Origin of the sequence: Dolichospermum circinale AWQC310F (assembly GCF_000426925.1) — a bacterium.
GTDB classification, from domain to species: Bacteria; Cyanobacteriota; Cyanobacteriia; order Cyanobacteriales; family Nostocaceae; genus Dolichospermum; species Dolichospermum circinale.
The window spans coordinates 1-12,399 of sequence record NZ_KE384672.1 but is presented as its reverse complement, the minus strand read 5'-3'; the positions used below and the strand labels follow the sequence as shown (position 1 = coordinate 12,399).

The window sequence follows — 12,399 nt, the reverse complement described above, 5'->3', positions numbered from 1 at the left end:
AAGTTTGCTTATTTTTCTATATTAATGATTTTCAAAATGCCTAATGCTATCTTAGCCTACTGAAAGTTTCTCAAATTTCATTAATTAAAAGGAGTTAAATTCTGAAAAGCTTTGAACTAAAAGGTGTAGAAAAACTCATTGCTCCCCTAGCCTCACTTTTGGGATTTGTGTACCTGTTTCAGTGGTATATTTATGGGGATGTTCAATTATCCCCCGAACCTGTATTTACTAGAAAACAGCCTCCTCTAGTTATGCGCGGCGGAGATCCTTATATCCGGGCATTAATGCGAACTATTTCCGCCAGTGAAGCTAATAGTAACCGTCCCTACTCTATCTTATATGGTGGTGAACAAGTTCATGATCTGAGTCGTCACCCGGAAAAATGCGTGACTATCGTTACTGGACCAAATACGGGTAACTGTTCCACTGCTGCTGGTCGCTATCAAATTATTAACACAACTTGGCATCAAATTGCCCCCCGCTATCACCCAAAACCTCAACATAAGATATTTTGGACTAATTATAGTTTTGAAGCAGAGTATCAAGATACGGTAGTTTACCGTTGGTTAAATGACTCACGAGTTTGGGGTGTGGATATTCCCGCACTATTACGTCAGCAAAAAATAAATGATGTTTTCCGAAAACTTTCCCCGACTTGGACAAGTTTAGGATATGGTATAGAAACTAATTCTGTTAGTCGTTCTCTACCTAATATCTATCAGCAAGTCTTAAAAGAAGAACTACAGCAAAATTGAATCAAGGAACAGTCAAGGCCTTTGTGTCTTTCTACTCAAAACATTAAATTAATCTATAACAACTTTGCTTTTCGCTTTGACGGAGATAGGTGTAATAACTTTGGTATTAATTGGTTTTAGCAATTGTAAACCATTTAAATTCTGTAAACAGTCTAAAGCTGCTTCCCGAATTATTACCTCTTTTTCTTGACTCAGGAAAATTTGCAAGCATTTTATTACATCTTGTTGCAATGCTGTGTCAAATCGCTGACGGGAAATAAACTTATTCAGCTTACTTACAGCAAGTAAACGTTTTAAAGGATCTGTTTCTGTTAAATCGCTTAACAACTTATCAAGATAATCTTGTTGTTGACTTCCCTGAAAACTAAATATTTGCCACACCAACAAAATTAAAGTCAATAATGTACCTATACCCTGAATAATAGCACCAGCAGCCAACCAAGGACTAGGGGAATCAACCCAAATTGCTGAAGCCATGTAAGTGATCACAGTCGCAACCCCACCACTAGCGATAGAATAAGCTAAACGAATGTTAGGACTACTAATTAACCTGCGTATTTCTAACCAGTGTAATTGCCAATTAAATTTCGGTATTAAGTAAGTAAATACCATCACACTAATACCAACAATAAGTGCTAACAATAGTTGCCAATTCCATAACAACATAGCCACAATTATTGTTAATAAACCCAGCAAAAAACCCGGTTCAGAGAAATGTTTAAAAATGCGCCCTTCTCTGCTTCCTGTCTTGATTTCCGAAATTTGGTTGATGAATTGTCTCCAAGAAAAAGAAGCCTGTATCACAGTATTTACCCATTTGATTATAAATTGTTTTTATACATTGTTAAATCCCAGAGAGAGAAATGAACAATTAACAGCTTCAAGCTGGCACGAAACATAGTTAATATACTGCCATTTTGGAAAGCCGTTTTTTACTAAATTTTTACTCAAGAAGAGGATAAAATCAGGAAAATTTCACAGCTAACCATAATCTTATTTATCTTGTAACCGAATATCAATTACAGACGCATTGAAATTATAGTTAAAACCTTCTAATTCAAAAGTCATACCGATTTTCACCTTGTTATTACCTAGAACTGGTCCATCCTTAGTGACTGTGGCCTTGTCTTGTAAAGTTAAGATAAAATCCGTGCTAAAATTATTCTTTCTAGGATCTGGTAATTCCTTCACAGAACCATCTGGTTGAGGAATGGTAAGCATTCTATCTAACTCTTTAATAGATTTAATCCCAATTTGACCATAGGGTTGATTGCGGATAATCACATTAGTTTTACCACCAGTTGTGAATCCTTGTTTAAATAATTGTTCAGGGTCACGAACATTAAGGCCACGTACCACTAAATCTACCTCAATTGGTACTGTTTTCGCACCCACTTGAGCCACAGAACCGGAAGTACCAGGAAAAATAAAAATACCTACTACTACCAGCAAAATTACTAGTGCAGCACCTAAGTCTAAGAGATTGATTTTACCAAACAAGCGACCTTTGGAATCTAAAATAGCCATAACCAGTTTTGGATAAATTTTGGATAAGTTTTGGGTAAATTTCAGTTAAGTTTTCAGCTAGGTAATTGATTGTACTAAGACTAAGAAGTTTTTTGCAAATGATCCACAATCTTGATCACTGAATCGAAATTGACAGCAGCTAAGGGTTATGGTCATGAAATAGTCTAACATGATAGTAGTAAGTTATTTACACCTGATATTACAGCATCTTACATCTGTATCAGATCCAAAATTTTTCCACAAATCCATCCCAAATAAGGATTTTACCCCCAACCCCTGCTTGAAGTGGAAAATGCAACTTACTAATCTGAAAATCCGTCCTCTGATTTTAAGTTCTCGTACAAATCTCATCTCATTTGACTAGATTATGATTAACTGGCAAGGATTTCGGATAAACTACCGTTTATGGCAACGACGCTGTTTATATCCGTTGATTTCTGTAATTGTTGCTTTGTCTGTATGTTTGAGTACACCTTTACCAAGTAAAGCTATAGATTTATTACCGCTTCTATTTCAAGGGGTACAGATATTTAACTTATCTAATATATCCGATCGTCAGGAAGTTAATCTTGGTCAACAGATGAATCAGCAATTACAGCAAGAAGTCAAAATCTCTGATAACTCAGAATTAAATGACTATATTAACGAAGTAGGTAGACGGTTAGCGGCTAATAGCGATCGCCCAAATATCCCTTATACTTTTCAAGTAGTCGAAGATGCTGCTGTTAATGCTTTTGCGACTACTGGTGGTTTTATTTATGTGAATACAGGTTTATTAAAAGCCGCAGATAATGAAGCAGAATTAGCTAGTGTGTTAGCACATGAAATGGGTCATATTGAGGGTAAACATTTAATTAAACAAATCCGACAACAAGCTATTACCACTGGTGTTGCTACCATAGCAGGTTTAGATAAAAATAAAGCCGTAGGTATTGGTGTACAACTCGCACTAAATCTTCCCCGAAGTCGCAAAGACGAATTTGATGCTGATAAAAGAGGACTAGCGAACATCACCCGCACTGGTTATGCTCAATCAGCTATGATTTCTTTTATGAAAAAGTTACAGAGTAGTAGTTCTGTACCTGCATTTTTAAGTACGCACCCAGCCGCGAGTGAGCGAGTTATTTCTCTTCAGCGTCAGATTAATAATCAACCAACTAATCAAAATAACGGTTTGGATAATTTAGCCTATCAATCTAAAATTAGAGCATTTTTGCAGTAATTAGGCTTTTTACCTATGACGACGGCTACCTATTAATTCCTTTGGCTCAATTATTGTAATTACCTCTTTCCATGGTAGAATGCGTACTGCGTGACTAAACACATTAGCCTGATAAACCAACTTATTTGTGATATCTAGTCCAGTTAACCAACCACTACGAGGATGATAAGCACCAGTATCAATATCTATCCAACCCTGTCCCTGGGCTAAATTACCAGGAACAACACCAGGTAAGGTAAAGGTTATAGTATGACCAGCGATAATCATTTTATCTGGGAAATATGGTTTAGTCATACTGTGAAACTCTCCTCTGATCCAGCAGAGATCATTAAGTGTTTGTTCTGATACGGCTTTGTAAGGATTAACACCTGCATGAGTTAACCAAAAATCTCCCAAATCCAGATATGTGGGTAAACTTTCAAACCAATCTATATCCGCTTGAGGAATTTTCCCAGACCGATAACTAGCAACTGTCGCTTGTCCTCCATTATATAACCATCCTTGCATACTGGCTGACTGAGTATTTTTACCAGTCATTATCTCTAATAACATCTGCTCATGATTACCTAGTAAACAAGGGTAGTCATTTTCTTTAACAAACTCTACTACTTCTGCACTTTGCGGACCACGATCAATTAAATCTCCTAAAAAATATATTTTATCCGTTGATGCGGGTTCTATTTGCTTCAGCAGTAACATCAAACCTTGATAGTGTCCATGTACATCACCGATAATAACCCTACGCTGACTAATTTCGCTCATCTGTTTCTAGCCTAAATAAATTAACTGGTTATTTTGACTACATTCTTGTTGGTCTATTTTACCGGACAAAACGGTTTTACTGTTTATTCTTCTTGTTGCAATAACCATAAACCAGTGTAAGTCATTCCCGAATCATCTGGTTGTACTAACAAAAAATGTAAGCCCTGACTTAGCTGTTGACGTTGCTGATATAACTTCCCCGCAGCCCTAACTTCTTCATCTGCAAAAGTCGCTAAAATCCATCTATCTGCTAAACTAGCTTCTAAAATCAAACCATCAGGTGTACCATTCATATAGTTTAATGACACAGGATTGCTTTTGTGCAACCACCGTGCTAAACTCATAGAGTGTCTTCCACCATAGATAATCACACCAGGTATAGGAACTGTAGCAGCCAAACCTAGATTTATCGGTTTGAGAAATTCTGGTATTTGTAAAATAGGAATTGGCCGTTCTCTAAACTCATCTACAATATCACCTGCTAGAATGGTTGCGAAACGCCATTTTTCCCCCCAGATATTTTCTGGTAATGGTACTGGAGGTGGTTTGTCCACAATGACAGGATATTGCTTTAATGCTAACCACTGTTTTAAAGCCAAAGTTCTCCGAGTAGCTTCAACCTTAATACCTAAATTATTGCCCGCAGTTTCTATTAAACTTAAAGACTGAGGACGAAATACCTGAATGATATCTGGTAAATTTTCCCTAGCTGCTAATTGTAATTGTTGAGTGACCCAAGTAGAATTAGCTTGTGATTGGGGACAACTCGCTACATACTCAAAACTGCGAGTTTGATCACAAACTAATAGTTCCCATAGTATCTGCTCTTTAGCACTTTGTAGCGGACTACGATAAAAATCAGCCTGCCAAATCAAACCCATTTTTTAACCCATTTAACTTAAACCAATCAAAGAGGAATTTATCAAGTTTAGTTTAAACCTGAACTAAATTTTTGGCTAATTCTATAGCTGCTTCTAATGTAGAAATTTTTCCCTCAGCTTGAGCAACACCAACTTCCATTAATAATTCCCCTACCAATGGTGAAGCGGGAATTTTTAACTCTGTCATAATTTCTTTACCAGTGAGTAAAGGAATAGGATGTGCAACCGCGTCATTCGGGTTAAGATAACGTTTGATTAAAGGTTCATAAGTAACAAACATACTTTCTGCAAACGCACCTTGCTTTATAATATCATTTGCCAAAGCTAATACCAACACCGCCGGAAATAAAATTCCCATTTCCCGAAACAGAAAATACTGTTTCCGCAAAGACATATTTTCCGCTTTTATTTCTGAAAAAAGTCTTAATGCGGTTGTTACCGCGCGAATTTCCGCCCGACTGTAGGTAAGTTTTTGTAATTCTATTTCAGCGGTTTCTGGGTTTGAATCAACAAGACAAGCAAGTTTAGCAATACTTAACCAAGAAGTCTTGACAGTATTACGGACATATTTGGTTAATTCTCGGCCTAATCTCTGCCAGTTTTGACTAATTAAATCAGATGCTTGATCAATTGCATTTAATTTAATAAAACTTTTGTCAGTAGCATTTTTAAATAAATGGGTCAAAATACCATCTTTCCAAGCCGTATTTAACCACAATGTTCCTCGACCACTAGCTAATAAATAACCAATTTCTACCCGTACTCGTTCCGCTGCTACTTGGCTAATACTTGTTGCTAAACTGCGAATAGTATCTTGAGTAACTGGTTCAATAGTAAAATCCAGTTGAGCAGCTTGACGATAAGCCCGCATTAACCGCAAAGGATCATTTTGCAGATTGACAGGTGATATCATGCGTAAAATACCAGATTCTATGTCTTTATAACCTGTAAGAGGATCAATAATTTCTTGTGTATGGGGATTAAAAGCGATCGCATTAATAGTAAAATCTCGCCTATATAAATCATTAATGAGACTTTCCCCCTCCTGTTGAGCAAAATCAACCGTAGCCTCAGGAAACACGACACGCGCAATTTGTCTTTCAGCGTCAAGTAACACAAAACCAGCTTGATAGCGTTGAGCAATCTTTTTTGCCACCTGCACCGCATTTAATGGGATAATAAAATCCAAATCCATATATTCCCGCATTCTACCCAAAATTCCATCACGAACCGCACCACCAACCATATAAACGGGTTGTGGCAGATATTCCAGACTAAAAGGCCAATTTTCAGGAGATAGACGAGAAGTAACTAATTCGGATATTGTCATCAAAATCAACCCAATAACTAATGCTGATTATTTTGGCATGAGCTATATTAACTATAAAGGTTTTGAGAGTTGGTTCTAATATGTGTATTTGCGTGAATTGCCACTATGTAGACCGCTGTGTTACTTACAACGCCGTAGAAACCCAGCACCAACAGTTACACTTAACAGAAACACCAGATTTTGATCCTCACGAACCCACCATTAATGTTAATATTCGCACGCAAGGCGAGATAATTGAAATGGAATGGGATGTTGTTGGTTGTCTGAGTTTCCAACCCGAAATAGGTAAATGGTCTAAATTACGTCCTGGTGAGTTAGTCCCCACTTAGGTGTTTCCAGTTTTGGATTTTGGTGAATTAATTAAAGCATGATTTTTTCTCACGCAGAGGCGCAGAGGCGCAGAGAGTAAGGGTTTGGTAAAGGAGGAAACAATTAAAAATGTCCCTCCCTAGTTATCACGCAAATACTATTATTTTAGTCTTATTTAGACTTCAACAGCTAGTTTTGCTTCTTTAGCTGTTAAGCGTTCATAAGTAGCACGCATTTTCAAACCTGTCAATACTTGGAATAAACCAGTACCATTGTTAGAACCGGGGTATTCGCGGTGTTGCACTAATAAGTGAGTCATCTCACCTTGATACTTGGTGGAGGTTTTGCTTAGATGGGTTTCAATGTAAATTACTTCATCCAGGTTGTCAAATTGACCGTCTACTTCTAAAACTGAGACGTAACGACCATAGTAAACATCAAAACCATAGTATAGTTGCATACCTGGGTAAGAACAGGTTAGTTTGCGTCCGCAAGGAGTCCACTGAATTGTTGAACCTTCGTCAAATAGGTAAGTTGGTTCAAAGCCTTCTTTTCCTTCCCTTTGTAACATCCGTACCCGTAACACCTTACGTTCTGTATCGTTTTTAATCAAGTTTGTGGGTAATACTTGTAGAACTACGTCCGCAAATTCTCTTTGTGGTTCGATAAATTTCTCAAAATCAGGTTTCCGAGAATTGATTTGTGCGAGAACATCTTCGTAGCGGTGGCCTCTCTCGGCCATATCCCGTTGAATTTTCCAGGCGATTTTGACTTCATCACTGATATCAAAATAAACACTGAAATCCAATAGTTCTCTAACCCGTTCATCATATAAAGGATGCAGCCCTTCCACTACGATAACATGATTTGGCTTGACTATTTCTGGTGGGTCAATATTGCCAGTTTCGTGGTTATAAATCGGCTTATTAATTGTTTGACCTTCTTTGAGAGCTTTAATTTGCTCATACATTAAGTCAAAATTGTTTGCTCTTGGGTCAAGGGCGGTTATGCCTGTTTGTTTACGCTGTTTCCGATCTAGGCAATGATAGTCATCTAAACAGATAACTGTCATAAATTCTTCACCAAATAAATCAATCAAGCGACGTAAAAACGTAGATTTACCGCATCCAGAGTCTCCCGCTACTCCAATTAATACCACACGTTCCGGCTTACTTGTCATAAATCCTCTCTAAATACTAAATGTCAATCAATAATTTTTCTCACAACAGATTTTGAATGCAGGAGCTTACACTCATGGTACACCCCTAGGTTCTGGCTATCCAGGATAACAATGACTTTCTTTCAACGGATAACGTGTAAGCTAATGGCAGTTACTCGTCCGAATGAGCCTAATTTTATCGCTGGTAAGTATTTAATCTTAGTGTTGCACTAGATTTTAACAGAAGGGAGTGTACTCGCACAAGATTTACCTTGAGAAAGAATCTAGTTCCCCTAGCAGTTGTCTAGCTAATATTTTGCCATAGATGATACAATTTTTTTTTAAGCCTGAATCAGAAACAAAAAAAATCTCTATAAATTTATAATCATCAAGTATGTTAACACTGTCATGGTAGGATAGGATAAGCAGTTTTAGGGGAATATCCAGACAAAGTTATCATGTACGCCTTCGGGACATTTTAACAAAGGCAGGGGCTTGTCCTCATAGCCGGGGTTTTTGCAGTATCAAGATGCTGTAAAATGTTTTTTCATCAACCTAAAACTATATAGTTCGAGAAAAAAAGATTAAAGTGATTCACTATTAACATTCTCGCCCGGACTTATCCTCTAACTTAGAAGGTGAACAGGTGTGTTTTTTGCCATGCCTACCGGTCTTGGGCGAGTGTGAGCCGGCATCATAATTATGATGTCGTTTTCCCAGATGGGCAGTTTTGTGATCCGAAAATCCGGTAAACTAAAGCTCCTATAAGGATGGGAATGATTTTTTTGATAAACGGTTAAGTAAATATCGGAGTGGTAGAAGGAATGTACAATCAAGGTGCTGTTGAGGGTGCTGCCAATATAGAATCAGGTAGCCGCGTCTTCGTTTACGAAGTGATAGGTCTGCGTCAGAGTGAAAAAACTGATCAAACCAACTACCCAATTCGTGAAAGTGGCAGTGTATTCATCAGAGTACCTTACAACCGCATGAATCAAGAAATGCGACGGATCACTCGCTTAGGTGGTAAAATTGTTAGTATTCAACCTGTTACAGCTTTACAGCAAGTCAATCGCCAAGTTAAATTGGTAACAACTGATGTCACAGTTAGTACGGCTGATGTAGCGGTTAGTACAGAAGTCAAAGCTGAGGTGAATGCTAGTAACGAGGAACATGGTAAAGTCACACCTGTGATTAATCCTAGTGAGGCGAAAGGCTTTGCTAAATCATCGGCTAAGGAGAAAAAAGGCAACACCATGACTCAAGCAAAAGCAAAAAAAGATGCCCATGCTGACGTTCCTGTGAACATTTATCGTCCTAACGCTCCGTTTATTGGTAAGTGTATCTCTAATGAAACATTAGTTAAAGAGGGTGGAATCGGTATTGTTCAGCACCTCAAATTTGATATATCTACTGGTGACTTAAGATATCTAGAGGGTCAAAGTATCGGTATTATCCCTCCTGGACTGGATAAAAACGGTAAGCCTGAAAAACTAAGACTTTACTCGATTGCTTCCACTCGTCACGGTGATAATCTAGATGACAAAACAATCTCCTTGTGTGTTCGTCAGCTAGAGTACAAGCATCCTGAAACTGGTGAAACAGTTTATGGTGTTTGTTCTACTTATCTGACTAAAATCAAACCAGGTGATGATGTCAAAATCACAGGTCCTGTTGGTAAAGAAATGTTGTTACCTGAAGATCCAGAAGCTAATATAATTATGTTAGCAACAGGTACAGGTATTGCGCCTATGCGGACTTACTTGTGGCGGATGTTTAAGGACGCAGAAAGAAAAGCTAACCCAGAATATCAATTTAAAGGATTTTCCTGGTTGTTGTTTGGTGTACCAACATCTCCCAATATTCTTTATAAAGAAGAATTGGAAGCAATGCAGGAGAAATATCCTCAAAACTTCCGTCTCACCTATGCTATCAGCCGGGAACAAAATAACCCCCAAGGTGGTAGAATGTACATCCAAGACCGTGTGGCGGAACACGCTGATGAATTGTGGGAATTGATTAAAAATCCCAAAACCCACACTTATATCTGTGGTTTGCGCGGTATGGAAGATGGCATTGATGCGGCTTTAAGCGCTGCGGCGGCCAAAGAAGGTGTAACCTGGAGTGATTACCAAAAAGACCTGAAAAAAGCTCACCGCTGGCACGTAGAAACATACTAATTTAGTCATTGGTCATTGGTCATTGGTTATTAGTCATTGGTCATTGGACAATTAAAAGAAGATAATTAGTAGGTAGGGCTTATGCTCTGCCTACAATTGTTTTATTCTATATTTCTATATAAGTTCATTGTGGGTGCAAAATCTGTGGTTGTTAAATTAGGAATACTCGGATTAGGTACAGTAGGAACAGGTACAGTACAACTGTTACAAGACAAGGTAGGCCGTCACCCACTGTTACAGGAAATTGAAATATATCGGGTGGGGGTGCGATCGCTCACTAAACCTCGTGTTGTAGAATTATCATCAGGTGTAATCACGACGGATTTAGAGGCCATTGTTAATGATCCAGCGGTGGATATAGTTGTAGAGTTAATGGGAGGATTAGAACCAGCCAGAACATTAATTCTCGCAGCTATTAACAATGGTAAGCACGTTGTCACCGCTAATAAAGCTGTAATTTCTCGATTTGGTGCGGAAATATTTACTGCTGCGAATCAAGCTGGTGTCTATGTCATGCTAGAAGCGGCTGTTGGTGGTGGTATTCCAGTGGTTCAACCTTTAAAACAGTCTTTAAGCGTTAACCGGATTAATGCTATCATGGGTATTGTCAATGGCACGACCAACTACATCCTCACCAGGATGCAAACAGAAGGTAGTGATTTTGATGATGTCTTAGCAGATGCTCAGAGATTGGGTTATGCTGAAGCTGACCCCACTGCTGATGTTGATGGTTTAGATGCGGGAGATAAAATTGCTATTTTGGCATCTTTAGGGTTTGACGGGCGAATTAATCGAGAAGATGTCCATTGTGAAGGAATTCGCCAAGTCACAAAAACAGATATTACCTATGCTGCTAAGTTAGGATTTGTGATTAAGTTATTAGGGATAGCCCAACACTTAGATACAGATAATTCCCAACTTTCAGTTAGGGTTCATCCTACTTTAGTACCGCAAAACCATCCTTTAGCTAGTATTAATGGTGTTTATAACGCCATTCTTGTGGAAGGAGAACCCATTGGCCGGGTGATGTTATTCGGTCCTGGTGCTGGTGCTGGTGCTACCGCGAGTGCTGTATCATCAGATATATTAAGTCTGGTAGCTAACCTCAAAACTAATACAAATAAACCAAATCCTCTCCTAGCTTGTAGACATCAATATTACTCTCAAATTACGCCAATTTCTGAGTTAGTGACGCGGTTTTATACCCGCTTTTTGAGTCAAGACCAAGCGGGAGTTATTGGGAAATTAGGGACTTGTTTTGGCAATTATGGGGTAAGTTTGGAGTCAGTTGTCCAAACTGGTTTTCAGGGAGAACTAGCGGAAATTGTGGTTGTCACCCATGATGTCCGGGAAGGGAACTTTAGACAAGCTTTAGCAGAAATTCAAGCTATGGAATCTATAGACAGTATTCCTAGTGTATTACGAGTGCTGTGAAAAAAAAACAGAAACTTGTATATCCCAACAAAGTAACAAACTAGTAGGGTGGGTTACGCTGTGCTAACCCACCGTTATCCGCTAAATTTAGGTTAGGTTTGATGTTGGGTTTTCTCAACCCAACCTACTACTAACACACCTTACTCTTAAATATTTTAAGATAGTTCTTCCTTATCAAGATAAGCATAACATTTATAAAATCCTTTGTCAACACCAAAAATCAAATTTTTCGCGGTTTTTTTTGCGTTAATTGTTGCTTTGTGGGGTAATGTCAGAATCAGGATATCCAGGATTAAAGGATGTACAGGATGAGGAGGGGGATTTTACAGCAGTTTTCGACATTATGAAGTACAGATATTAATAATAAAACTCTTGTGGTGTGGGCATCTTGCCCGCACAAAGTGTACCTCACTCAAGCTTAACTTGCTGCCCATTTATAGCGATCGCTATTCTACACACAAATTACTCACCAAAGGTGCGTTACTGGTCGCTAACACACACTACTTTTAAATATTTTAAGATATTTCTTCCTTATCCAGATAAGGATAACATATTTAAAATCCTTTGTCAATACCAAAAATCAAATTTTTCGCGGTTTTTTGCGCTTTGTGATAATTGTCGGTTGGGTTAAGCGACAGCGTAACCCAACAAAGTCCCGAAGTTATTGGGTTGAGAAAACCCAACAAAGCTATTAACTAAACAAGAAAGTACCACCGAACAGGTTTAAATTCGCATTGGTGCTATTAAATCCTGATGTACCGGATAAGGTAACTAATAATAGGAGTCATTACCAGCGCCACCAATTAAAGTATCAGCACCCGCACCACCGGTGAGAACGTTATC

General features: G+C 38.3%; 12 protein-coding genes. 5 read left to right on the top strand and 7 right to left on the bottom strand.

Features of this window, described 5'->3' with window-relative positions:
• The first annotated feature begins 98 nt into the window (after positions 1–98).
• The gene (locus ACIR310F_RS0106570; protein ID WP_035367720.1) at positions 99–755 is read left to right on the top strand and encodes a glycoside hydrolase family 24 protein; all 657 of its coding nucleotides are present in this window, start codon (positions 99–101) and stop codon (positions 753–755) included.
• Positions 756–803: 48 nt separating this feature from the next.
• On the opposite strand, the gene ACIR310F_RS0106565 is transcribed toward ACIR310F_RS0106570, so the two are convergent.
• Complete coding sequence (locus ACIR310F_RS0106565) at positions 804–1,559, bottom strand: hypothetical protein (protein ID WP_028083125.1); 756 nt, start codon at positions 1,557–1,559, stop codon at positions 804–806.
• 189 nt (positions 1,560–1,748) lie between these two features.
• Positions 1,749–2,282, bottom strand: a complete 534-nt coding sequence (locus tag ACIR310F_RS0106560) for a DUF4330 domain-containing protein (RefSeq protein WP_028083124.1) — start codon at positions 2,280–2,282, stop codon at positions 1,749–1,751.
• 367 nt (positions 2,283–2,649) lie between these two features.
• Between ACIR310F_RS0106560 and ACIR310F_RS0106555 the strand changes: the two genes are divergently transcribed.
• On the top strand, positions 2,650–3,504 hold the full coding sequence (locus ACIR310F_RS0106555; protein ID WP_028083123.1) for a M48 family metallopeptidase: 855 nt from the start codon (positions 2,650–2,652) through the stop codon (positions 3,502–3,504).
• Between the two features lie 9 nt (positions 3,505–3,513).
• Here ACIR310F_RS0106555 and ACIR310F_RS0106550 read toward each other — a convergent pair whose 3' ends face one another.
• The 3 genes from ACIR310F_RS0106550 to ACIR310F_RS0106540 form a co-directional block, all read right to left on the bottom strand.
• Complete coding sequence (locus ACIR310F_RS0106550) at positions 3,514–4,266, bottom strand: metallophosphoesterase family protein (protein ID WP_028083122.1); 753 nt, start codon at positions 4,264–4,266, stop codon at positions 3,514–3,516.
• Between the two features lie 83 nt (positions 4,267–4,349).
• Entirely contained in the window at positions 4,350–5,147 is a 798-nt protein-coding gene (locus ACIR310F_RS0106545) for a Tab2/Atab2 family RNA-binding protein (protein WP_028083121.1), read from the bottom strand.
• A 52-nt stretch (positions 5,148–5,199) separates the two neighbouring features.
• Positions 5,200–6,477, bottom strand: a complete 1,278-nt coding sequence (locus tag ACIR310F_RS0106540) for a tRNA nucleotidyltransferase/poly(A) polymerase family protein (RefSeq protein WP_028083120.1) — start codon at positions 6,475–6,477, stop codon at positions 5,200–5,202.
• Between the two features lie 80 nt (positions 6,478–6,557).
• Here ACIR310F_RS0106540 and ACIR310F_RS0106535 point away from each other — a divergent pair, with 80 nt between their 5' ends.
• On the top strand, positions 6,558–6,806 hold the full coding sequence (locus ACIR310F_RS0106535) for a Ycf34 family protein (RefSeq protein WP_028083119.1): 249 nt from the start codon (positions 6,558–6,560) through the stop codon (positions 6,804–6,806).
• Positions 6,807–6,961: 155 nt separating this feature from the next.
• Here ACIR310F_RS0106535 and ACIR310F_RS0106530 read toward each other — a convergent pair whose 3' ends face one another.
• Entirely contained in the window at positions 6,962–7,966 is a 1,005-nt protein-coding gene (locus ACIR310F_RS0106530; protein WP_028083118.1) for a phosphoribulokinase, read from the bottom strand.
• 803 nt (positions 7,967–8,769) lie between these two features.
• Here ACIR310F_RS0106530 and petH point away from each other — a divergent pair.
• Entirely contained in the window at positions 8,770–10,122 is a 1,353-nt protein-coding gene (petH, locus tag ACIR310F_RS0106525; RefSeq protein ID WP_028083117.1) for a ferredoxin--NADP reductase, read from the top strand.
• Positions 10,123–10,266: 144 nt separating this feature from the next.
• Entirely contained in the window at positions 10,267–11,556 is a 1,290-nt protein-coding gene (locus tag ACIR310F_RS0106520) for a homoserine dehydrogenase (RefSeq protein WP_028083116.1), read from the top strand.
• A gap of 771 nt (positions 11,557–12,327) precedes the next feature.
• Here ACIR310F_RS0106520 and ACIR310F_RS27555 read toward each other — a convergent pair.
• Positions 12,328–12,399 (bottom strand): hypothetical protein (locus ACIR310F_RS27555; RefSeq protein ID WP_155963662.1); only part of this gene is annotated, 72 nt, incomplete at its 5' end.

Coding starts and splice junctions, on each gene's coding strand:
- ACIR310F_RS0106530 (WP_028083118.1), bottom strand. CDS start 7,966: ATGACAAGTAAGCCGGAACGTGTGGTATTAATTGGAGTAGCGGGAGAC.
- ACIR310F_RS0106545 (WP_028083121.1), bottom strand. CDS start 5,147: ATGGGTTTGATTTGGCAGGCTGATTTTTATCGTAGTCCGCTACAAAGT.
- ACIR310F_RS0106540 (WP_028083120.1), bottom strand. CDS start 6,477: ATGACAATATCCGAATTAGTTACTTCTCGTCTATCTCCTGAAAATTGG.
- ACIR310F_RS0106560 (WP_028083124.1), bottom strand. CDS start 2,282: ATGGCTATTTTAGATTCCAAAGGTCGCTTGTTTGGTAAAATCAATCTC.
- ACIR310F_RS0106550 (WP_028083122.1), bottom strand. CDS start 4,266: ATGAGCGAAATTAGTCAGCGTAGGGTTATTATCGGTGATGTACATGGA.
- ACIR310F_RS0106555 (WP_028083123.1), top strand. CDS start 2,650: ATGATTAACTGGCAAGGATTTCGGATAAACTACCGTTTATGGCAACGA.
- petH (WP_028083117.1), top strand. CDS start 8,770: ATGTACAATCAAGGTGCTGTTGAGGGTGCTGCCAATATAGAATCAGGT.
- ACIR310F_RS0106535 (WP_028083119.1), top strand. CDS start 6,558: ATGTGTATTTGCGTGAATTGCCACTATGTAGACCGCTGTGTTACTTAC.